We start from the raw sequence: 22,354 nt of genomic DNA on the forward strand, positions 1-22,354 counted from the left end.
TCCGCCGGGCGAGGCAAGGCAGCATGAAACGCGATTTACTCGCGCGCGAAATCACGCTTCTATCCGCCAGCTTGAGCACGTTTGAGCAAATGGGAGTTCAGCGATGAAACTGTGGAAGACCATCTTGGCCGCGGCTGCGCTGTCGCTTGCCGCCGCCACGTCGGCCTTTGCCGCGCGCACCGATCTCACGCTCGGGATCGTGCTCGAGCCGCCGCATCTCGATCCGACCGCCGGCGCGGCCGCTGCCATCGGCGAAGTCACCTATGCCAATGTCTTCGAAGGGCTGGCGCGCATCGACGACAACGGCCAGGTCGAGCCCGCTCTCGCCGAGAGCTGGGCCGTCTCCGACGACGGCAAGGTCTACACGTTCAAGCTGCATTCCGGCGTGAAGTTCCACGATGGCTCGGCCTTCAGCGCCGACGACGTGAAATTCTCGCTGGACCGAGCGCGCGCCAAGGATTCGCTCAATCCGCAAAAGCAGCTCTTTGCGCACATCACCGATGTCACGGCGGTCGATCCGTCGACCGTCAAGGTCACTCTCGACGGGCCGCAGGGCAGTTTCCTCTACGACATGGGCCAGGTTGCGGCGGTGATCGTGGCGAAGGGGTCGGCCGACGGCAATAAGGACAAGCCGATCGGCACCGGTCCATTCAAGCTCGATCACTGGGCCAAAGGCTCCGAGATCACGCTCGTCAAGAACTCGGACTACTGGGGTACGCCCGCCGCGCTCGACAAGGCGACATTCCGTATCGTGCCCGACGCCGCCGCGGCTGTCCCCGCATTGCTCTCGGGCGACATCCAGGCTTTCGCCAACATGCCCGCGCAAGACGCGCTTGCACAGCTCCAGTCCGATCCGCGCTTCAGCGTCGTGATCGGCTCGACCGAGGGCGAGACAATCCTGTCGATCAACAACAAGAAGCCACCTTTCGACAAGCTTGCGGTGCGGCAGGCGCTCGCCTCGGCGATCGATCGCAGTGCCATCATCGACGCAGCCTCGAACGGTCTTGGAAAGCCGATCGGCTCTCATTTTTCGCCAGGCGATGCGGGCTATGTCGATCTCACCGGCGTCTACCCGCACGACATCGCCAAGGCCAAGGAGTATCTGAAGGAAGCGGGGTTGGAGAACGGCTTTTCGGCCACGATCAAGCTGCCGCCCGTACCTTACGCACGCGATGGCGGCCAGGTGATTCAGTCCCAACTGAAGGAGATCGGGGTCAATCTGCAGATCATTCCGGTCGAATGGGCGGAGTGGCTGAGCCAGGTCTTCACCAACAAGGACTACGACCTGACGATCGTTTCCCATGTCGAGCCAAACGACATCGATATCTATTCGCGGCCCGGCTACTATTTCCAGTATGACAATCCGAAGTTCAACGATGTCATCGAGGAGCTCGGCACCACGGTCGACAAGGACAAGAGGCTGGAGCTGCTGGGTGAGGCACAGAGGATTCTCGCGCACGACGTGCCCGCCGTCTACCTGTTCGAGCTGCCCAAGATTGGCGTCTGGGACGCCAAGCTGCAGGGCATGTGGACGAACTGGCCGATCGAGGCTGACGATCTCACCAAGGTGAAGTGGACGGATTGAGGCCGGCGCGATCGCCCGATCGCCTCCCATGACCGCATACCTCGTAAAGCGCCTGATCATCGCGGCCCTCACACTGGTGCTGGCCTCGATGGTGGTGTTCGCGGTCATGGAGATCCTGCCCGGCGACCCGGCGCGCCTGATGCTGGGCCTCAATGCCAGCGCCGACCAAGTCGAGGTGCTGCGCAACCAGATGGGGCTGAACGCGCCGCTGGTCCTGCGCTACCTGCACTGGGCGGCGGGCTTGCTCAGCCTCGATTTCGGCCGCTCCTACACTTATTCGGTCCCCGTCATCGACCTCGTGCGCGAGCGCATCGCCGTCTCCCTGCCGCTGGCGCTGATCGCGCTGGCGCTCTCGACCGTCATCGCCATCCCGGTCGGCGTGTTCTCGGCCAGCCGCCAGGGCCGGGCCGGCGACACGCTGGCCATGGGCGCCGCCCAGCTCGGCGTCGCCGTGCCGAATTTCTGGTTCGCGCTGATGCTGATCTACCTCTTCGCCGTCTGGCTGCGTCTGGTGCCGGCCGGCGGCTTTCCGGGCTGGGGCGCCGGTATCTGGACGGCGTTGAAGTCCTTGGTCTTGCCGGCCGTGGCCCTGGCGCTGCCGCAGGCGGCGATCCTGGGGCGCGTCGCCCGTTCGGCGCTGATCGAGGTGCTCAACGAAGACTATATCCGCACCGCGCGCGCCAAGGGCCTGCCCTATCGCGCCGTGCTCTGGCGCCATGCGCTGCGCAACGCCATGATCCCGGTGCTGACAATCCTCGGCCTGCAATTCGCCTTCCTGCTGGCCGGCACCATCATCATCGAGAATGTTTTTTACCTGCCGGGCCTCGGCCGGCTGATCTTCCAGGCCATCACCCAGCGCGACCTAATCGTCGTCGAAAGCATCGTCATGCTGCTGGTCGCCGCCGTGATCCTGATCAACCTCGTTGTCGATTTCTCCTACGCCATCGTCGACCCACGCCTCAGAGGCCGGCAATGACCATGCGCGTCGACCTGCCCGAGGAAACCCTTGCCGGCGTGCTGGCCAAGGCTTTTGGCAATCGCTCTTTCCTGATCGGGCTTGTCATCACGCTGCTAATCGTGGCGGTCGCGCTCCTCTCCTTCGTCTGGACACCTTACGACGTCACAAAACTGGTGATCGCCGACAAGACGCAGGCGCCCTCCTGGGCGCACTGGTTCGGCACCGATCATTTCGGCCGCGACATCCTGTCGATGATCATGGTCGGCGCCCGCAATTCGATCGCCGTCGCGCTGGTCGCGGTCGGCATCGGCATGGGCATCGGTGTGCCGCTTGGCACCTTCGCGGCGGCGCGCGGCGGGATAGCCGACGAGGCGCTGATGCGCGTCAACGATCTCGTGTTCGCCTTTCCGGCCTTGCTCTCGGCAATCATGATCACCGCGATCTTCGGCCCGGGCGCCGTCAACGCCATCATCGCCATCGGCATCTTCAACATCCCGGTCTTCGCCCGCGTGGCGCGGGCCGGAGCTTTGGCCATCTGGCCGCGCGAATTCATCCTTGCCGCGCGCGCCGCGGGCAAGGGCATGACGCGCATCACCGTCGAGCACATCCTGCCCAACATCGCCACGCTGCTGCTGGTCCAGGGCACGATCCAGTTCGCGCTCGGCATTCTCGCCGAAGCCGGGCTTTCCTATGTCGGCCTTGGCGCCCAGCCGCCGATGCCGAGCTGGGGCCGCATGCTGTTCGACGCGCAGACGCGCATGGTGACCGCACCCTGGATGGCGATCTTCCCCGGCATGGCGATCGTCGTCACCGTGCTCGGGCTGAACCTGCTCGGCGACGGCATTGCCGACATCCTCGATCCAAAATCACGGCGGCGCCGATGAGCCTGCTCGAGATCGAAAACCTGTCGCTTTCGATCGGTGATACGCCGATCCTGAAAGGCGTCGAGCTGACAATCGCGCCCGGCGAGGTGGTCGGCCTGGTCGGCGAATCCGGCTCCGGCAAGTCGATGACAGCGCTGACGATCATGCGGCTTTTGCCGCATCTGGCCCGCGCCGAAGGCCGCGTCGCCTTCGACGGCATCGATATCCTTGCCGCGAGCGAAGACCAGATGTGCGCCCTGCGCGGCGATGACATCGGCATGGTGTTCCAGGAACCGATGACGGCGCTGAACCCGGTCAAGACCATCGGCGAGCAGGTCGCCGAAGGCATCCGCTGGCACACCAGGGCGGGCCGCGCCGAGGCCGAGGACCGCGCGCGAAAGATCCTCGATCGCGTCGGGCTGCCGGAGGCCAAATTCCCGCTGTCGCGCTACCCGCACGAACTGTCAGGCGGCCAGCGCCAGCGCGTCGTCATCGCCATCGCCTGCGCGCTTAAACCGAAATTGCTGATCGCCGACGAGCCGACGACGGCGCTCGACGTGGTGCTGCAGGCCCAGATCCTCGACCTTTTACGCAATCTGGTCAGGGAAAACCGCATGGGACTCCTGCTCATCTCGCACGACCTCGCGGTTGTGACCGAGATGGCCGATCGGCTGACTATCCTGCGTCACGGCGAGGTGACGGAGGCCGGCGACACCGCACGCACGCTGTCGGAGCAACAGCATCCCTACACGCGCGAGCTGGCGTTGGCCTCCATGCATGTGCCGGCGCGCTCGAAACCGCACCTTGCCGGCTCGGCAAAACCCTTGCTCGAAGTCGAAAACGTCGGCCGGGACTATCCGGGACGGCGCATATCCCTGTTTCGGCCGGCGCAATCGATCCGCGCCGTCGAGGATGTCTCGCTCACCATCGAGCCCGCCCAATCGGTGGCGCTGGTCGGCCGCTCGGGCTGCGGCAAGTCCACGCTTGCCCGCATGATCCTCGCCCTGGACAAGCCGACGGCGGGCACGATCCGCTTTCGCGGCGAGGCCATCACCGGCAGGCCGGAATCTGCGCTGAGGCCGGCCCGGCGCGACATGCAGGTGGTGTTCCAGGATCCTTACGGCTCCTTCGACCCGCGCCAGAAGGTGGAGAAGCTGGTGGCCGAGCCGCTGCATCTTCTGGAAAAGCAGCCGGCAAAGGCTGAGAGCCGCGAGATGGTCGCGCATGCGCTCGATGAAGTTGGCCTTGGGCGGCGCGACATGGACAAATACCCGCATGAGTTCTCCGGCGGCCAGCGCCAGCGCCTGTCGATCGCCCGCGCCATCATCACGCGGCCGAAGTTGGTGGTCGCCGACGAGCCGGTCTCGGCGCTGGACGTCTCGATCCGCGCCCAGATCCTCGACCTTTTCGCCGAGCTCAATCAGAAGCTCGGCATCGCCTATCTCTTCATCACCCATGACCTGACGGTCGCCCGCGCCATGGCGGACGAAGTGCTGGTCATGCATGAGGGCAAGATCGTCGAACGCGGCCGGGCGGCCGAAGTGCTCGACCATCCGCGCTCGGAAGCGGCGCAGGCGCTGGTCGCGGCGGCGCCCGACCTTCACCGCGCCATCGCGCGGCGCATGCAGGAACAGGGGTGAGCCAGCCTCCTCTTTTTGACGCAATTCCGGGCAGAAGGCTACGGCGAAGTCGCTGAGCTTAAACGCTCACGCTTGTCCTGGAATTGCTTCAGCTCTCCGGCTTCACCAAATCGACGGGGCTGATGTCGAGCAGGTCGAGCGTGCGGCGCAGGAGCTTCACCTCGCTCTCCGCCAGCTTGGCATCGGCCTTGGCGATCTCAGCCATGTGGCGCGCAAGCAGCTTTCGGCGCTCGACATCGAGGTCGCGGAACAGCGCGATCGCCTGCGAGCCATTGGTCTCGTAGCCATAATCGTTGAGATATTCGATGACGCTGTCGATCGAGGCCTCCGGAATGCCGAAGGCTTCCTTGCAGATATGCCGGAAGACGACCATCTCGCTCTCCGAGACCGAGCCGTCGGCCAGGATCATGCGGAACAGCATCAAGAGTTCCGCCGACAGCACCGGGTCGTCCGCCACCTTGCGCACACCCGGGTCACCGTCGAAGATCGAACGTATCTGGTCGAGCAGCGCCATCGCCACCAAGCTCCCTTTGCGATTCCGATTGGATTGTTAGAGCAATTCCAGGAAAAGTGTGAGCGTTTAGGCGTGGAATTGGTCTTGCGCAAACTGGTGGGGCGTGATGGAAGCTGCGGCTTCCTTCCAAACACCCCTCCCCGATGATCGACCTTACCCTGCAGACCGTCCTCATCCTCATCGCCGCCGCCTTTGCCGCCGGCTTCGTCGACTCGATCGCCGGCGGCGGCGGGCTGATCACGATCCCGGCGCTGCTGCTCGCCGGCTTTTCGCCGGTCGCGGCACTTGGCACGAACAAATTGCAGGGCATGTTCGGGTCCGGCTCGGCCACCATCCATTATGCCGCCAACGGTCAGGTCGACCTGCGCCGCCAGCTGCCGTCGGCGCTGCTGGCGCTTGTCGGCGGCGCGGTCGGCGCCCTGTTAGCGACGGTCGTGCCCGGCGATTTCCTGCGCGCCCTGCTGCCGCTGCTCCTGATCGCCATCGCCCTCTATTTCGCGCTGAAGCCGAACATGAACGACGTCGACCGCGCCGAGCGGCTATCGCCTTTCCTGTTCGGGCTGATCATCCCGCCGCTGATCGGCTTCTATGACGGCGTCTTCGGTCCCGGCGCCGGCTCCTTCTACATGCTCGCCTTCGTCACCCTTGCCGGCTACGGCGTGCTCAAGGCGACGGCGCATACCAAGCTGCTCAACTTCGCTTCCAACATCGGCGGTTTCGTCGTCTTCGCCGCCGTCGGCGTCATCGATTGGAAGATCGGCTTGATGATGGGCGTGGCGCAGTTCATCGGCGCCCGTGTCGGCGCGAGCCTTGCCATCCGCATCGGCGCCAAGCTGATCAAGCCGTTGCTGGTGGTCGTCTGCCTGGCGCTCGCTGTGAAGCTGCTGGCCGATCCGGCCAATCCCTTACGCCAGCTCATTGGTATGTGAGGCGCATGCTGGTAGAATTCGGGTGTTGCGAATCAGGTTGGAGGGACCAGACATGAATCTCAGTGCGCCCACCCAGATCGTGTTCATTATTTCGTTGGTCATCGCCGTCATCGGCCTTATCGCCGCGCTTGGCGTTCTTGCATTCATTCCGCTTGCGTCCGTTTGGATCATGCTCATCGCCTATATCGTGCTTGCCGCCGGCTGTTTGATGCGCGGCACCTAAAGCAATTCCAGGAAAAGTTTTCCGTCCCGAATTGCGTTAACCGTTAATAGCCAATCTCAGGCAACTCGGAGCGCCCGGCCCTGCCGGGCGCTTTTGATTCTTGCGAGCATATTCTGATAGGCTCTCGGCATGTCCGACGAGACAGAGCGCCTTCGACAGGATAACCGCTCTCCGACCATCCATTTCGAGATGGTGCGGCGCAAGCCCCCCGCCTCGCTGGCCGGCATTGTCACGGATATCTGCGGCTATCGCGAGACATTGCCCGGCCATTTCCGCATCGTCGAATATGCTTCGCTGACCGTGCCGCTGGTGATCAGCTTCGCCGAAGCCTTCGCCATCGGCCTCGGTCACAGCCCGGGCGACAACGATCGCTACGCCAGTTTCGCCGCCGGTCTCTATGCTGGGCCGGTCATGGTCGAATCCTTCGGCGGCTCCTGCTGCGTCCAGGTCAATTTCACGCCGCTTGGCGCCAGGCGGTTCTTCGGCCTGCCGATGAGCGAGTTGCGCGATCGCATGGTCGGGTTGGACGACGCGCTGGGCTTTGACGGCATGGCATTGCGCGAACGGCTTGGCGAGGCATCGGATTGGAACGCGCGCTTCGACATTGCCGAGGGCTTCATCGCCGGCCGACTTGCGGAGGCGAATGCGCTTTCGCCCGAAATCGCCTGGGCGTACAGAACAGTCATCATGTCGGGCGGCCGCACCCGTGTTTCGGCGCTCGCCGGCGAGATCGGCTGGAGCCGCAAGCATCTGGCGGCGAGATTCACCGACACGATCGGCATCGGCCCGAAGACATTGTCGCGCATCGTGCGCTTCAACCGCGCGCTCTCGCTGTCCAGGCGGCAGGAAGACGACTGGGCCGGCATCGCCGCCGATTGCGGCTACGCCGACCAGGCGCATCTGGTGCGCGAATTCCGCCAGCTTGCCGGCGAAACGCCGACCCGGCTCGCGGCGTCGATTTAGGCCTGACCGAGGTAACATTTCTTCAAGACGCGGAAACCGCTTTCGCACAGGCTGGCATTCATCAACCGACACAGGGAGATTGTCATGCCGACAGCAAACGAAGCACCCCGTCTCTATCCGGCCCTGCGCTACAGGAACGCCGCTAAGATGATCGACTGGCTCAGCGAAGCCTTCGGCTTCGAACTGCGCGCCCGCTATGGCGAGGGCGATATCGTCCACCACGCCGAGCTCACTTTCGGTTCCTCGATGATCATGCTGGGCACGGCGCGCGACGACGATTACGGCAAGATGGTCGGCGAGCCCGGCGGCGGCGGCAAGTCGATCTACATCGCCGTCGACGACGCCGATGCCACCTATGCCAAGGCGAAGAAAGCCGGCGCGAAAATCATCCAGGAACTGGTAGACCGCGACTATGGCAGCCGCGAGTTCATCTGCCTCGACCCGGAAGGCAATGTCTGGTCCTTCGGCACCTATTGGCCGAAGGCGGGGGAGAAGGCGTAGGAAGTCTCACCGACGTTGGGGATTGGCAACAGCGCCTGAACTTCGTCATCCACGGGCGAAGCAGGAGCGAAGCGACGCGCGCAGACCCGAGGATCCATTCCGTTACTTTCGCCGAAGAATGCAGCGGAACAGAATTCTGCACCCTTGCAACACCTTGACGTCACGGAATGGGTTCTATGATCTGCGCGCGTCGCTTCGCTCCTTGCTCCGCCATAGAATGACGACCGCATGAACGGCTCGGCTAATCGCCAACGCACGCGATCCTCAGGCACATCCGGCCGGTCCAGTCCCCCTGCGGTGGAACTGACCTATCGCGCCAGCCCAAAAATCGTGTCACAGTCGAGATGCCTCTCCAACTCCGACGCGACCTCGTCCAGCGCCCTCTCGACGTCCGCGCGATAGTCGATGCCGCCTCCCCTGACGCCAAGGCTCTCCAGGTAGGCGGCGCGAAAAGCGTCGGCGGAAAAAAGCCCGTGCAGATAGGTGCCGATCACCTTGCCGTCGGCGGTAACCGCGCCGTCCTCGACACCGTTGAGGATCGTCGACGGCCGCGCCGTGTCCGGGCCGGTGGTGCGGCCGAGATGGATCTCGTAGCCTTCGAGCGGCAGGCCGAACTGCACCGAATGTGCGCTTGAATTGCGCACGGTCTTTTCGGGCTCCATCACCGTTTCGATATCGAGCAGGCCGAGGCCTTCGGCTTCGGTGACGCTGCCTTCGATGCCGTCGGGATCGCGCACCATGCGGCCGAGCATCTGGTAGCCGCCGCAGATGCCGACCACATAGCCGCCGCGCTTGCGGTGAGCGAGAAGATCCCGGTCCCAGCCGTTCTCGCGGAATTTGAGCAGGTCTCCGATCGTCGACTTCGAGCCAGGGACGACAACCAGCCCGGCATCTTCCGGCAGCTTCTTGCCCGGCGGCACGAACACGACCTCGACTTGCGGCTCGGCTTTCAGCGGGTCGAGATCGTCGAAATTTGCGATGCGCGCCAGCATCGGCACAGCCACCTTCAGCGCCCGTTTCTCGCCGGAAGCGAGGCGCTCGAGCACGACCGAATCCTCCGAAGGCAGCCGGCCGGCCGCCTTCAGCCAGGGCACGATGCCGAAGCAGCGCCAGCCGGTGAAGATTTCTATCGCCTTGATCCCGTCGTCGAACAACGACACATCGCCGCGAAACTTGTTGATGAGATAGCCGGCGATCATGCGCCGGTCTTCCTCCGGCAGGATGAGATGCGTGCCGGCCACGGACGCGATAACGCCGCCGCGGTCGATGTCGCCGACCAGGATCACCGGCACATGTGCGCGCGTCGCAAAACCCATATTGGCGATGTCGCGGCTGCGGAGGTTGATCTCGGCTGGCGAGCCCGCGCCTTCGACGATCACCAGGTCGGCGCCGTCGCCCACCTTGGCCCAGGAATCGAGCACCGCATCCATCAGTCCGGCTTTCATCGCCTGGTAGTCGCGCGCCCGCGCCTCGCCATAGACCTTGCCCTGAACCACCACTTGCGAGCCGATATCGCTCTGCGGCTTGAGCAGCACCGGGTTCATATGGACAGTCGGCCGGACGCCGCAGGCCAGCGCCTGCAGCCATTGCCCGCGACCGATCTCGCCCTCGCCGGCCTTGTCGCCGCCGGGAATGTCGGCGACGGCGGCGTTGTTCGACATGTTCTGCGGCTTGAACGGCCTGACCTTCAGCCCGCGATTCTTCGCGGCGCGGCAAAGCCCCGCGACCAGCACCGTCTTGCCGACATCCGAGCCGGTGCCCTGCAGCATGATCGCCTGGGCCATCAGCCTCTGCCTCCCGAGCCGATCGTCGACTTCTGCGCCAGCGGCCCGCCGCGCCAGAGATAGAGAGCCATCAGCGGCTCCTTGCCCGTGCGCATGGCATGGCTGACGTTGGAGGCGTGGTGAATGACCTCGCCGGCGTCGCGAAATTGAAAGTCCCCCTCGCCCATCCGCCATTCCGTGCCGCCGGTCAGCGGGACGTAGATTTCCTCGGCGATGTGGTGATGGTCGGGATAGACGATGTCCGGCCCGAGAATCAGCAGCCCGGCCGCAACCGCGTCATTGACGAAATGCCCGCGCGTGCCGAACACTTCCAGCCAGCCGTAATTGTCGACAAAGCCCTGCCCGAAATCGGCGGCGGTATAGGTCTGCCCCCAGCGTAACTCATCCCGATGGTCGGCAACGAACCGCGCCAGCGGCTTGGCGTCGGCCGGCGCAAGCTCGGCGATGCGATCGAGATAGCCAAGGCAGCCAAGCGCCCGCGGTTCGAGCGAACGGACAGGCATGTCCCAGCCGATGCGCGCGACTTCGTCCGCGACCAGATTATTGTCGGCGCCGGCGAGATAGGCGTGGAACCGGTCCAGCAACTCATCGAAAATTGTCGGCACGCAGGGCTCCGTTGGTCAATCCATGCACAACCGGTCCGCAGGAGGCCGGGTTGCGCGGCGGCATCATTGGTCTAGATTGAACGGCGCGCAAAGCCAAAAACGACAGGCCAGAAGGCCTGAAACGACAGGGAGCACGCCATGGACGCGGCAGTCGATGCGGGCACTGGCCAATTCGAACTCAGTGAGGAACAGCGCGCCATCCAGGAGATGGCCCAGGCCTTCGCGGCGGACCGCGTTGCGCCCAATGCGCTCGACTGGGACAAGGCAAAGCACTTCCCCGCCGATGTGATCCGTGAGACCGGGCCGCTCGGCCTCGGCGGCATCTATGTGCGCGACGATGTCGGCGGCTCGGCGCTTGGGCGGCTCGATGCGGTGCTGATCTTCGAGGCTCTGGCCCACGCCGACCCGGCCTTCTCCTCTTTCATTTCCATCCACAACATGGCGGCCTCGATGATCGACCGCTTCGGCAGCGACGAGCAGCGCCAGCGCTTCCTGCCGAAACTGACCTCGATGGAATGGCTGGCGAGCTATTGCCTGACCGAGCCCGGCTCGGGCTCGGACGCAGCGGCGCTTAAGACGCGCGCGATGAAGAGCGGCGGCGACTATGTCTTGAACGGCGCCAAGCAGTTCATCTCCGGCGCTGGCGACAGCGACCTTTATGTCGTGATGGCGCGCACCGGTGCCGACGGTCCGAAAGGCATCTCGACCTTCGTCGTGCCGAAGGACGCACCCGGCCTTTCCTTCGGCGCCAACGAGCACAAGATGGGCTGGCACATGCAGTCGACCCGCCAGGTCATCTTCGAGGAGTGCAAGGTGCCGGCCGAAAACCTGCTTGCCGCGGAAGGCGCCGGCTTCGGCATTGCCATGGTGGGGCTCGATGGCGGGCGGCTCAACATCGCCGCCTGTTCGCTGGGCGGCGCGCAGTCGGCGCTCGACAAGGCGCTGGCCTACACGGCCGAGCGCAAGGCCTTCGGCTCCAAGATCAACCAGTTCCAGGCACTGCAGTTCAGGCTGGCCGACATGGAGACGGAGCTGCAGGCGGCCCGCATCTTCCTCTACGCCGCCGCTTCCAAGCTCGACCGCAAGGCGCCGGACGCCGGCAAATGGTCGGCGATGGCCAAGCGCTTCGTCACCGATATCGGCTTCGATGTCGCCAACCAGGCGCTGCAGCTGCATGGCGGCTATGGTTATCTGCACGATTACGGCATCGAGAAGCTGGTGCGCGACCTGCGCGTCCACCAGATCCTCGAAGGCACCAACGAGATCATGCGCGTCATCATCGCGCGGGCGCTGATTGGTAGGCAGTAGGCAGTAGGCAGTAGGCAGTAGGCAGTAGGCAGTAGGCAGTAGGGAAAGATGATCGGCAAGATAAACTCGTACAAGGATTTGATCGTCTGGCAGCAGGCCATTGATTTGGCTGTGGCTACCTACTCCTTGACCAAGGCATGGCCAAAAGAGGAATTGTATGGGCTGACCAGCCAAATTCGCCGCTCAGCCACATCTATCCCTGCAAACATTGCGGAAGGTTACGGCCGAGATAACACCGGCTCTTACCAGCAGTTTCTCAGGATAGCCCAAGGCTCTCTAAAGGAGCTTGAAACGCATCTCCAGATCGCTGAACGCGCGTCGGCCTGACCACTCGTGATGAGGTTCATCATATGCTGTCAGCCACAGAAGCCATCGGAAAAATGCTTCGCCAGCTTATTATCAAACTCGCACCTGAATAGACTGCCTACTGCCTACTGCCTACTGCCTACTGCCTACTGCCTACTGCCTACTGAAATCACGGGAGCACTACTATGGCAACGATCGCCTTCATCGGCTTGGGCAATATGGGCAATCCGATGGCCGCCAATCTGGTCAAGGCGGGGCATGCGGTGCTGGGCTTCGACCTTGTGCCTGAAAACCTCACGGTTGCGAAAGAGCACGGCATTACAGTCATGGCCAATGCCGTCGCCGCGGTGAAGGACGCCGATGTCGTCATCACCATGCTGCCGGCCGGCAAGCATGTGCTGTCGGTTTATGAGGACATCGCGCCCAAGGCAAAGAAAGGCGCGCTGTTCATAGATTCCTCCACGATCGATGTCGAATCGGCGCGCAAGGCGCATGCGATTGCCGCCAGGCATGGCTTGCAGTCGATCGATGCCCCGGTTTCCGGCGGAACGGGCGGCGCCGCGGCCGGCACGCTCACCTTCATGGCCGGTGGCTCGGATGACGCTTTCGCCGCCGCCGAGCCGATCCTGAAGCCGATGGCCGGGCGTGTCGTTCACTGCGGCGGCGACGGTGCCGGCCAAGCCGCGAAGATCTGCAACAACATGATCCTCGGTATCTCGATGATAGGCGTCGCCGAAGCCTTTGTGCTCGCCGAAAAGCTCGGCCTGTCGCACCAGGCGCTGTATGATGTCGCCTCCACCTCGTCGGGCCAATGCTGGTCGCTGACCACCTATTGCCCGGTCCCCGGCCCTGTTCCGGCCTCGCCGGCCAACCGCGACTACAAGCCCGGCTTTGCCGCGGCCCTGATGCTAAAGGACCTGAAATTGTCGCAGGAAGCCGCGCAGGGCGCGGGCGCCGTGACCCCGCTCGGCGCCGAAGCCACGCAGCTCTATGCCTTGTTCAACGCCCAAGGTCATGCCGGCGCCGATTTTTCCGGAATTATTAATTTCCTGCGCGGAAATCCGGCGTAAGATACTGATTTTCTAAGGTTATTTTCGATATCCGCCGGTCAGAAGCCGGCAAATTTAGATTTGCTTAAGGTCTCGCTAACTCACCGGTAACGATGTGCCTTTAAAACGGACTGCGAGGCGGACATCGCGTCTGCCCGGCGCTCCGGATCAGGTCTCGCGTACCGGAGCCCGTAAGTTTCGCAAGTATTCCTGTAGCGAAATGCCATGCGTATTTGGCAGAGCCGCGTTCCCGAAGGGACGCGGTTTTTGCGTTTCTGGAACATCGAGATCGAACGGGCGCCCCTCTTCGAAGAGCGCCCGAAGTCCAATTACCGCTTCCGCAAATCCGCGTCCGCGAGATCGAGCGCCTTGGCGATGCGTTCGCAAGCCATGTCGATCGTGTCGCGCGTCCAGATCAGCGGCGGCGACAGGATCATGGTGTCGCCGGTGGCCCGCATCATCATGCCGTTCGCGACCGCATGGTCGCGCACGACGACGGCAGCGCTTCCTGACGGCAGATAGCGTTCCTTGGTCGCCTTGTCCTTGACGATCTCGATCGCGCCCATCAGGCCTATCGAGCGCACCTCGCCGACCAGCCTGTGGCCCGCGATGCGTTCCTGCAGCGCCTGCGCGAAATAGGGGCCGGTGTCGTTCTTGACGCGCTCGACCAACCCTTCCTTCTCGATGATCTCAAGGTTCTTGAGCGCCACCGCGCAGGCCACCGGATGACCGGAATAGGTGTAGCCGTGATAGAATTCGCCGCCTTTTTCGACCAGCGTCCTCGCCACACGATCGCCGACCAGCAGCGCCGACAGCGGTTGGTAGCCCGAGGTCAGCGCCTTGGCGGTGGTGATGGTGTCGGGCTCGACCCCGAACGTCTGTGCCGCGAACCATTCGCCGGTGCGGCCATAGCCGGTGATGACTTCGTCCAGCATCAACAGCACATCGTATTTGCGGCAGATGCGCTCGACTTCCGGCCAGTAGCTCATCGGCGGGATCTTCACCCCGCCCGCGCCCATCACCGGTTCGCCGATGAAGGCGGCGACCTTGTCGGCCCCTGCTTCGAGGATTGCATCCTCGACCGCCTTCGCCGCGCGGATGCCGAAATCATGGTCGCTTTCGCCGGGCAGAGCGAGCTCATAGGCATAGGGCATCATCACATGGACGATGTTGGGCACCGCGCCGCCGAGCTGCTTGTGCATCGGCTCCATGCCGCCCAGCGACGTGCCGGCGATCGTCGAGCCGTGATAGGCCGACTTGCGCGAGATGATGCGGTTCTTCTCGGGCTTGCCTTCGAGCGCCCAATAGTGGCGGACAAGCCTGAGCGCCGTATCGTTGGCCTCCGAACCGGACGAGCCGTAGAAGACCTGGCTGACATGCTTGGGCGCGAGTTCCGCCAGCTTCTTCGACAACAGCACCGGCGTCGGCGTCGAGCATTTGAAGAAGGAGTTGTAGTAAGGCAGCTCCTTCATCTGCGCGTAAGCCGCCTCGGCCAGCTCGTCGCGGCCATAGCCGACATTGACGCACCACAGGCCCGCCATGCCATCGAGGATTTCGGTGCCGTCGGCATCGTAGATGAACGGGCCGTTGGCATGGGTAATGATGCGTGAGCCTGCCTCACGCAGTTCCTTGTGGTCGGTGAAGGGATGAAGGTGATGCGCGGCATCGATCTGCTGAAGCTGCTTCAGCGAATAATTCTGATAGGTCATGGGTTTGATCTTTCCTCTTGAACCAATCCGGCGGGAGCCGGAGGCGGATTCGTCAGAGGAAGGCAGGCGGCGAATAGCCGATGCGGGCGCACAGCCGCAAAAGCTCGGCGCGCAGCGTCCGCGGTGACGGCGTCACCGCGACCCCGAAGGCGCCTGATGTGCTGAAGCGGATCATGACGGCAGCTTATGCCGCCTGAGCCCCAAAATTCAAGCCATCCCGGTCAGGCAGTCTTGCCGAGCGACCTCTTGAGGAACATATAGCGCATCGCCGTCTGCGCCGCTTGTGGCCGGCGGTCGCCGCGCCCGCCATGGCCGCCTTCGGTTTCCTCGAAGAACAGCGTCTGGCCGTGACCTGCCTCCTGCAGCCGCGCCGCCATCTTGCGCGCATGTCCGGGATGGACCCGGTCGTCCGCGGTGGAAGTCATCAACAGCACCGGCGGATAGGCGGCATCGGCCGCGATATGTTGATAGGGCGAATAGGCGCCGAGCCAGGCCGCCTCCTCCGGCTTCGACGGGTCGCCATATTCGGCGATCCACGAGGCGCCGGGCGGCAGTTCGGTGTAGCGCAGCATGTCGAGCAACGGCACGTCGATGATGACGGCGCCGAACAGCTCCGGCCGCTGCGTCAGCGACGTGCCGGTGAGCAGGCCGCCGTTGGAGCCGCCGTGGATGCCGAGCTGCGCCGCCGTGGTGATGCCGCGCTTGACCACATCCTCGGCGACGGCAGCGAAATCGTCGAAGGCGTTCTGGCGCTTGCCCTTGAGCGCGGCCTGGTGCCAGGCCGGACCGAACTCGCCGCCGCCGCGGATGTTGGCCTGGACATAGGCGTTGCCCTTGTCCAGCCAAAGCTTGCCGCGGATGCCGGCATAGCCCGGCAGCAACGGCACCTCGAAACCGCCATAGCCGTAGAGCAATGCCGGGACCGGCCCTTTCTGGTCGCGGCGCCGCACCACGAAATACGGGATCATCGTGCCGTCCTTCGAGCGCGCCTCGAACTGCTCCGAAACATAAGGCGAGGCGTCGAAGCGGGCCGGCTGCGACTTCACCGTTTTAAGCGTCTCGCCATTGTCGTCCGACCAGATGATCGAGCTTGGCGTCAGGAAATCGGTAAAGGAGAAGGAGACGCTCGACCCGAAATGCTCGACATGGCTGATGCCGACATTGCCGTTGTCGGGCAGCGCGATCCGTTTCAGCGACCAGCCATCTGCGGCGCGGTCGCAGGCGATGACCTTACCGCGCACATTGTCCATCAGGTTGATGAACAGCCGGTCCTGCGTCCTGGCGAGGCCCGCAATGGAAACGCGGTGCTCCGGTTCGAGGAGCGTCTCGATCCGTTCGAACGCACCCGTTTCAATCCAGCGATCGAAATCGACCGAATAGAGCCCATCCGGCAGGCAGCGCGTGCCGTCCGGCGCCGTCCAGGGGCTGCGCACGCCGAAGATAAGCTGGCCCTTGAAGATCGCCGTGTCGGTGGCGTCGTCGGGCAGCGGGATGCGCCGGTTCTCGCCCGAAGCCAGCCGCAGGAAACTGTGCGAGGTGAAGAAGTCGAGCGTCTTGCCGAGCAGCACATGCCGCTTGTCGCCGTCATGCTCCACGCCGCCACCGACCGCGAGATGCTGCTTTTCGCCTTCGAAGATCGGCGTCGCGTCCTCGAGCTTGGTGCCGCGCCGCCACAGCTTGATCACGCGCGGATAGCCGGACTGCGTCTTGTCGTCTTCCTCGAAAGCGGCGGAGACGATGACGGTATCCTTGTCCAGCCAGGAAAAGCCCGACTTGGAGGCGCGCGCGGAAAACCCGCCATCGACAAAGGACCTCGTCGCGATGTCGAACTCGCGCATCTCGCTGGCGTCGCCGCCATCGGGCGACATGTGGAGCAGGCAGCGGTTGAAATCGGGATAGAGCCGGCTCGCCCCGCCGAACACCCATTTGATGCCTTCCTTCGCCGAGAGTTGGTCGAAATCGATGATCGTCTCCCACTCCGGCTTGTCGGTCTTGTAGGAAGCGACGGACGTGCGCCGCCACAGTCCAAGCGCGTTGGTCTTGTCCTGCCAGAAATTATAGACATGGCCGGCAAGCGCGGCCCCGACCGGCATATTGTCCTCCGCGGTCATCAGGTCGAGCGCGGTTTCGAATGTCGCCTGATAGGAAGGATCGCCCTGCAGTTCGGCGACCGCCAGCGCATTCTGGCGATGGACCCAGTCCAGCGCTTCCTTGCCGTTGCGATCCTCAAGCCAGAGGTAGGGATCGTTGGCGGTCAACTCGGGCTGGGTTCTGGTCATCGTGCTGGTCATGCAGGTCTCCATCTGGCGGCCCCGCCTACATCGCGTTCGCTGCCTTGATATTCAAGAGCCATGTCGGGACCGATTACAAAACCCGCCGGCGCGCGATCGTCGCCGCCGCCAGCGCCGCGCAGATTGCGCCAAGCGTGACCGGCAGGCCGGCGGCGCCGATGACATCCATAACGCCACCGGTGAGCGGCGGCACGATGATGCCGCCAAAACCCCACATCAGCGAGAAGGCGGCATTGCCGGCGACCAGCGCCGAGCCGGTGAAGCGTTCGCCGAGCTCGATGATCGACATCGTGTAGATGCCGTAGGAAACGGCGCCCCAGATAAAGACGCAGCCCCAGATCAGCGGCGTCTCGATCAGCGCCGGCAAAAGCGCGCATCCAAAGATGGTCACCGCCACGCAGCCGAACCGCACTAGGCGCGCCGTCAGTTTTTCGGCGAGGAGGCCGAGCGGCACCTGCATGGCGATGTTGCCGGCGATCATCACCGACAGCAGCGCCGACATGCGCGCCTCGGGAATGCCGTGATGCGTTCCATAGACCGGCAGCAGCGCGAGTATAGCCTGCTCGAACCCGGCCGCCACCACGACCGCCGACAGAAGCAGCCAGGCCAAGGGTATGAAGCCCAGCACCGAAACCTTGTTATCGGCCTCGTCGACCTTCGGCAGCCGCTTCACCACCACGGCCAGGCAACCGCCGCAGAAGAGGAAGGCCAGAATGCCGACCAGGAAAGGCGGCCAGCCTTCGGTGCCGACGGCAAGCAGGCAGAGCGGTCCGGCCGCGAAGCCCGCCGAGATGATTGTCGAATAGATGCCCATGACGCGGCCGCGCCGCGCCGGCGGCGCTAGCGCAATCACCCAGATTTCGCTCAAGACATAGAGCGGATTGGTCACGACGCCGATCAGGAGGCGCAGCGGAAACCACAGATAGACATTTGGTGTCCAGCCGACCAGCGCCAGCACCAGCGCTGATAGCGCGGCGCAAGTGAGCGCGGTGCGCCCTGCCCCGAACCGGCGTGCCAATCCCGGGATCAGCGGCGAGGACAAGATGAAGCCGACCGGCGTCATCGCCGCCGACAGCCCGATCATCGCCGGCGAAACGCCCTGACGCTGCAGGATGAAGCTGAGGAGCGGATAGGAAAGTCCTTGCGCGATGGCGAAGACAGACACGGTCGCGATCACGCCGGTGATCGCGGCCCACTGCACCGTCTCGCCGCTCTCCGAACCAGCCAGAGCCATCGGTCTTGCTCCAATCGCCTGGAGGCTTAGCCGGTATGGCCGGCTGCCGTAAGAGCCAACTGGCGGCGAAAGCGCATGTTCCAGCCAGTCCCTGTCAGGAGCGCTGACGCTGCAAGGTACGGTACAAGGCGAACGCCACCAGCAGAACGTCGAGCCCAACGATGACGGCAGGCAGCCCGAGCGGGCCGATCGCCTGCATCAGGGCCCCGGCGCCGGGCGGGCCGACAATGCCGCCGACGCCCCACAGCAACGCGAAGGCTGCATTGCCGGTGACCAGCAGCGAGCCCTTGAAGCGGCTGCCGAGCTCGACCAGCGCCATCGTGTAGACGCCGTAGCCGACCGCCCCCATCACCAGCAGCACGCCCCAGATCAGCGGCGTGGCGATCAGCAGCGGCAACAGGATCGCGCAGCCCGTCGTCGCCACCGCGCAGGCGAGGATCATCGGCCGCCCGCCGAAGCGTTCGGCGAGCAGGCCAAGCGGGATCTGCAGGACGATGTTGCCCAGCGAAAGCATCATCACCAGGGCGGCAAGCGTCGCTTCGGGCAGGCCGTAGCCCGCGCCGAAGACGGGCACCAACGCATAAGTGCTCTGCTGAACGGCGGCGGAGACCAGCACGGCCAAAAGCAGCGCCGGTGCGAGCCGCGCGAAACCGACAAGACTACCGGCGGGCTGGCCATCGTCCTCGAAACCGGTGAGCTTGGAGGAGACGAGGCGCAGAATGACCGCGCAAAGGGCGAAACCGGCAATGCCGACGCCGAAAGGCGCCCAGCCGGCGGTGCCGACAAGGGTCAGGGTAAACGGCCCGGCCGCGTAGCCGGCGCCCATCAGCGTGTTGAACACGCCCATGACACGCCCGCGCCGCGATGGCGGCGCCAGCGACAGCGCCCAGACCTCCCCAAGCACATAGAGCGGGTTGATGACCACGCCGATGATGAAGCGGATGACGTACCAGGCGACCCAGTTCTGCAGATAGCCAATAGCCAGGAAACACAGCGCACCAAGCAGGGAGCAGCCGACCGCCAGGTTCCGCGCGCCGACCAGCCGCACGGCCGCCGGCACGAAGGACGCCGACAGGATCAGCCCGACCGGCATCATGGCCGCGGACAGTCCGATCAAGCCCGGCGAAAAGCCTTGGCCCTGCATCAGCAGGGTGAACAGCGGCGAGCTCAACCCTTGCGCCGCGCCGAACATGGCGAGCGCGGCCGTGACCCCGGCAAGGGCTGCCCATTGCGGTCGATCTTCGGCGGTCTGGACGGAAGCGGTCATCGTGGCTCGCAATTGAACAATCACGGCATCATTATCAGTGGCGAGAGCCCTCCTGATGCCTCAGCGGAAGCAATTCGGCGATCCAGTCCGCTCCCCTTCCGTCATGTCGCTTCCCTCGCCCTAGTGGTCGCCGCCTCCTCACCGGCGACATTGCCGCCAGTTCATTATGCCGCCAATTTCGCATCCTCACGAGGCTTCTCATGACTGCCGCCCTCCATCCCGCCGAACCGGCATTGGCAACAGATCGCGCCCGCCGTGGCGGACGCGCGGGAAAGCGCGCCGGCGGCTCGGCCGCTTTCGAGCAGCCCGCCTTCCGGCAGCTGAAGAACCCGCTGTCGCCGACCAGGCTCGTGTCCGACGACGAATTGGAATCGATCCACCTCGCCTCGCTGCGCGTGCTGAAGGAGATCGGCGTCGACGTCCTGCACGACGAAGCCCGCCGCATCATGAAGGCGCATGGCGCGGACGTGCGCGAAGGCTCGGAGCGCGTGCGCTTCGACAGCGACATGATCCTCGAGCTTGTCTCGCACTGTCCTTCGGAATTCACGCTGCATGCCCGCAACCCGGCGCACAATCTGCGTTTCGGCGGCAACAACGTCATCCTGTCGATGATGGCGTCGGCGCCGAACTGCTCCGACCTCGACCGCGGCCGCAGGCCCGGCAACCAGGCCGACTACCGCAACTTCCTGCGCCTGGCGCAGATGCACAACATCCTGCACTGCACCGGGGGCTATCCGGTGGAGCCGATCGACATCCATCCGTCGGTCCGGCACCTGGAATGCATCCGCGACCTCGCCACGCTGACCGACAAGGTCTTCCACATCTATTCGCTCGGCAAGGAGCGCAACGTCGACGGCATCGAGATCACCCGCATCGCGCGCGGCATCAGCCGCGAGCAACTGATGCAGGAGCCTTCGGTCTTCACCATCATCAACACCAATTCGCCGCTCAAGCTCGACGTGCCGATGATGGAAGGCATCATCCAGATGTCGAGCATGGGCCAGGTCGTGATCGTCACGCCGTTCACGCTGTCGGGCGCCATGGCGCCCGTCACCGTCGCCGGCGCGCTGGTGCAGCAGAACGCCGAGGCCCTCTCCGGCGTCGCCTTCGCGCAGATGGTGAAGAAGGGCGCGCCGGTCGGCTATGGCGGCTTCACCTCCAATGTCGACATGAAGTCCGGCGCGCCAGCCTTCGGCACGCCCGAATATATGAAGGCGCAGCTTGTCGGCGGCCAGCTTGCCCGCCGCTACAACATCCCCTACCGCACCTCCAACACCTGCGCCGCCAACACGGTCGACGCCCAGGCCGCCTATGAAAGCGTGTTCTCGCTGTGGGGCGCCATCCAGGGCGGCGGCAATCTGATGATGCACGGCGCCGGCTGGCTTGAAGGCGGCCTGCGCTGCTCCTACGAAAAGACCATCCTCGACATAGATCTTTTGCAGATGGTGGCCGAGTTCCTCACCCCGCTCGACCTCTCCGAGGACGCGCTCGGCTTCGACGCCATCCAGTCGGTCGGTCCCGGCGGCCATTTCTTCGGCACCCCGCACACGCAGGCGCGTTACAAGACCGCCTTCTATTCGCCGATCGTGTCCGACTGGCGCAACTTCGAGACCTGGACCGAGGCTGGTTCGCCGACGGCGATGGAGCGGACCAACAAGGTCTGGAAGGAGCGCCTTGCCTCCTACGAGGAGCCCTATATGGATCCGGCCATCCGCGAGGAACTCAATGACTTCGTCGAGAAGCGCCGCGCCGAAGGCGGCGCGCCGACGGATTTCTGATCATCGGTCGGTTGGGCAACTGCCCGCCGCCAATTTTCATTTCTGACTCCACATTGCACAACACGGACCTATCTTCATGAAATCCCACGTAAAAGCGGTTGTCATCGGCGGCGGCGTCGTCGGCTGCTCGGTGCTCTATCACCTCGCCAAGGCTGGCTGGACCGACATCATGCTGATCGAGCGTTCGGAGCTGACCTCCGGCTCGTCCTGGCATGCGGCGGGCGGTTTCCACACGCTGAACGGCGACCCGAACGTCGCCAAGCTGCAGGCCTACACCGTGCAGCTTTACAAGGAAATCGAGGAGATTTCCGGCCAGTCCTGCTCGCTGCACCTGACCGGCGGCGTCATGATGGCCGACATGCCGGAGCGCATGGACTTCCTGCGGCTGGCCCACGCCAAGGGCCGCTATCTCGGCATGGACACCGAGTTGATCACGCCTTCGGAAGCCAAGGCGATGTTCCCGCTGATGGACGAGACCAATTTCGTCGGGGCCATGTGGGACCCGGTCGAAGGCCATCTCGACCCGTCCGGCACGACCATCGCGTACTCCAAGGCTGCGAAGAAACTCGGCGCCGAGATCGTGCTGCGCAACCGCGTCGTCGATCTCACACAGCAGCCGGACGGCACCTGGAACGTCGTCACCGAACAGGGCACGGTCCATGCCGAGCATGTCGTCAATTGCGGTGGCCTGTGGGCGCGCGAGATCGGCCGCATGGTCGGCGTCGAGCTGCCGGTGCTGGCCATGGAGCACATGTACCTCTTGACCGAGCCGATGCCTGAGGTCGAGGAATTCAACAAGTCGACCGGCCGCGAGATGATCGGCGTGCTCGACTTCAAGGGCGAGATC

At 64.2% G+C, this 22,354-nt stretch carries 20 protein-coding genes and 1 pseudogene; 13 read left to right on the forward strand and 8 right to left on the reverse strand.

What is annotated here, in order from left to right:
* Positions 1-103 precede the first annotated feature (103 nt).
* The 4 genes from FJ417_RS29365 to FJ417_RS29380 are packed head-to-tail and all read left to right on the forward strand — an operon-like array spanning position 104 to position 5,046.
* Positions 104-1,585, forward strand: coding sequence for an ABC transporter substrate-binding protein (locus FJ417_RS29365; protein WP_140785852.1), 1,482 nt, complete (start codon positions 104-106; stop codon positions 1,583-1,585).
* Between the two features lie 28 nt (positions 1,586-1,613).
* Positions 1,614-2,561 (forward strand): ABC transporter permease, encoded by a 948-nt coding sequence (locus FJ417_RS29370; RefSeq protein WP_140785853.1) that lies wholly within the window; start codon positions 1,614-1,616, stop codon positions 2,559-2,561.
* Positions 2,558-3,427 carry an ABC transporter permease gene (locus FJ417_RS29375; RefSeq protein ID WP_140785854.1) on the forward strand — a complete coding sequence of 290 codons (870 nt, stop codon included), beginning with the start codon at positions 2,558-2,560 and terminating at the stop codon, positions 3,425-3,427. Before FJ417_RS29370 ends, FJ417_RS29375 begins: the two co-directional genes overlap by 4 nt.
* A complete protein-coding gene (locus FJ417_RS29380) occupies positions 3,424-5,046 on the forward strand; it encodes a dipeptide ABC transporter ATP-binding protein (RefSeq protein WP_140785855.1) in 1,623 nt (540 codons plus the stop codon). The genes FJ417_RS29375 and FJ417_RS29380 overlap by 4 nt, the downstream gene beginning before the upstream one ends.
* 88 nt (positions 5,047-5,134) lie before the next feature.
* On the opposite strand, the gene FJ417_RS29385 is transcribed toward FJ417_RS29380, so the two are convergent.
* The gene (locus tag FJ417_RS29385; RefSeq protein ID WP_140785856.1) at positions 5,135-5,566 is read right to left on the reverse strand and encodes a TerB family tellurite resistance protein; all 432 of its coding nucleotides are present in this window, start codon (positions 5,564-5,566) and stop codon (positions 5,135-5,137) included.
* Positions 5,567-5,703: 137 nt separating this feature from the next.
* On the opposite strand from FJ417_RS29385, the gene FJ417_RS29390 reads away from it, so the two are divergent.
* The 4 genes from FJ417_RS29390 to FJ417_RS29405 all read left to right on the forward strand — a co-directional run bounded on the left by FJ417_RS29390 (position 5,704) and on the right by FJ417_RS29405 (position 8,176).
* Entirely contained in the window at positions 5,704-6,489 is a 786-nt protein-coding gene (locus FJ417_RS29390; RefSeq protein ID WP_140785857.1) for a TSUP family transporter, read from the forward strand.
* Positions 6,490-6,541: 52 nt separating this feature from the next.
* On the forward strand, positions 6,542-6,712 hold the full coding sequence (locus tag FJ417_RS29395) for a hypothetical protein (protein ID WP_140653476.1): 171 nt from the start codon (positions 6,542-6,544) through the stop codon (positions 6,710-6,712).
* A 129-nt stretch (positions 6,713-6,841) separates the two neighbouring features.
* Positions 6,842-7,675 carry an AraC family transcriptional regulator gene (locus FJ417_RS29400; protein ID WP_140785858.1) on the forward strand — a complete coding sequence of 278 codons (834 nt, stop codon included), beginning with the start codon at positions 6,842-6,844 and terminating at the stop codon, positions 7,673-7,675.
* 84 nt (positions 7,676-7,759) lie between these two features.
* The gene (locus FJ417_RS29405; RefSeq protein WP_140785859.1) at positions 7,760-8,176 is read left to right on the forward strand and encodes a VOC family protein; all 417 of its coding nucleotides are present in this window, start codon (positions 7,760-7,762) and stop codon (positions 8,174-8,176) included.
* Positions 8,177-8,484: 308 nt separating this feature from the next.
* Here FJ417_RS29405 and FJ417_RS29410 read toward each other — a convergent pair whose 3' ends face one another.
* Positions 8,485-9,960 carry a cobyric acid synthase gene (locus tag FJ417_RS29410; RefSeq protein ID WP_140785860.1) on the reverse strand — a complete coding sequence of 492 codons (1,476 nt, stop codon included), beginning with the start codon at positions 9,958-9,960 and terminating at the stop codon, positions 8,485-8,487.
* Complete coding sequence (locus FJ417_RS29415) at positions 9,960-10,565, reverse strand: dimethylsulfonioproprionate lyase family protein (RefSeq protein ID WP_140785861.1); 606 nt, start codon at positions 10,563-10,565, stop codon at positions 9,960-9,962. Before FJ417_RS29415 ends, FJ417_RS29410 begins: the two co-directional genes overlap by 1 nt.
* Before the next feature lie 138 nt (positions 10,566-10,703).
* Here FJ417_RS29415 and FJ417_RS29420 point away from each other — a divergent pair, with 138 nt between their 5' ends.
* The 3 genes and pseudogenes from FJ417_RS29420 (at position 10,704) to mmsB (ending at position 13,249) form a co-directional block, all read left to right on the forward strand.
* Positions 10,704-11,873: an isobutyryl-CoA dehydrogenase gene (locus FJ417_RS29420; RefSeq protein WP_140785862.1), complete on the forward strand. Its 1,170-nt coding sequence runs from the start codon at positions 10,704-10,706 to the stop codon at positions 11,871-11,873.
* Between the two features lie 48 nt (positions 11,874-11,921).
* Positions 11,922-12,292, forward strand: a pseudogene (locus FJ417_RS29425) (four helix bundle protein).
* A 72-nt stretch (positions 12,293-12,364) separates the two neighbouring features.
* On the forward strand, positions 12,365-13,249 hold the full coding sequence (gene mmsB, locus FJ417_RS29430) for a 3-hydroxyisobutyrate dehydrogenase (RefSeq protein WP_140785863.1): 885 nt from the start codon (positions 12,365-12,367) through the stop codon (positions 13,247-13,249).
* A gap of 308 nt (positions 13,250-13,557) precedes the next feature.
* On the opposite strand, the gene FJ417_RS29440 is transcribed toward mmsB, so the two are convergent.
* From FJ417_RS29440 to FJ417_RS29460, 5 genes are all read right to left on the reverse strand, one after another.
* The gene (locus FJ417_RS29440; protein WP_140785864.1) at positions 13,558-14,937 is read right to left on the reverse strand and encodes an aspartate aminotransferase family protein; all 1,380 of its coding nucleotides are present in this window, start codon (positions 14,935-14,937) and stop codon (positions 13,558-13,560) included.
* A gap of 52 nt (positions 14,938-14,989) precedes the next feature.
* Entirely contained in the window at positions 14,990-15,112 is a 123-nt protein-coding gene (locus FJ417_RS29445) for a hypothetical protein (protein ID WP_041003987.1), read from the reverse strand.
* Positions 15,113-15,158: 46 nt separating this feature from the next.
* On the reverse strand, positions 15,159-17,228 hold the full coding sequence (locus FJ417_RS29450; protein WP_140785865.1) for a prolyl oligopeptidase family protein: 2,070 nt from the start codon (positions 17,226-17,228) through the stop codon (positions 15,159-15,161).
* A 73-nt stretch (positions 17,229-17,301) separates the two neighbouring features.
* Complete coding sequence (locus tag FJ417_RS29455; RefSeq protein WP_140785866.1) at positions 17,302-18,462, reverse strand: MFS transporter; 1,161 nt, start codon at positions 18,460-18,462, stop codon at positions 17,302-17,304.
* Positions 18,463-18,556: 94 nt separating this feature from the next.
* On the reverse strand, positions 18,557-19,729 hold the full coding sequence (locus tag FJ417_RS29460; RefSeq protein WP_140785867.1) for an MFS transporter: 1,173 nt from the start codon (positions 19,727-19,729) through the stop codon (positions 18,557-18,559).
* Positions 19,730-19,929: 200 nt separating this feature from the next.
* Between FJ417_RS29460 and FJ417_RS29465 the strand changes: the two genes are divergently transcribed.
* Positions 19,930-21,507, forward strand: coding sequence for a trimethylamine methyltransferase family protein (locus FJ417_RS29465; RefSeq protein WP_140785868.1), 1,578 nt, complete (start codon positions 19,930-19,932; stop codon positions 21,505-21,507).
* 76 nt (positions 21,508-21,583) lie between these two features.
* On the forward strand, positions 21,584-22,354 hold a 771-nt coding region (locus FJ417_RS29470; RefSeq protein WP_140785869.1), incomplete at its 3' end, for an FAD-binding oxidoreductase.

The sequence above is a fragment of the Mesorhizobium sp. B3-1-7 genome, from assembly GCF_006439385.1.
Lineage (GTDB): Bacteria > Pseudomonadota > Alphaproteobacteria > Rhizobiales > Rhizobiaceae > Mesorhizobium.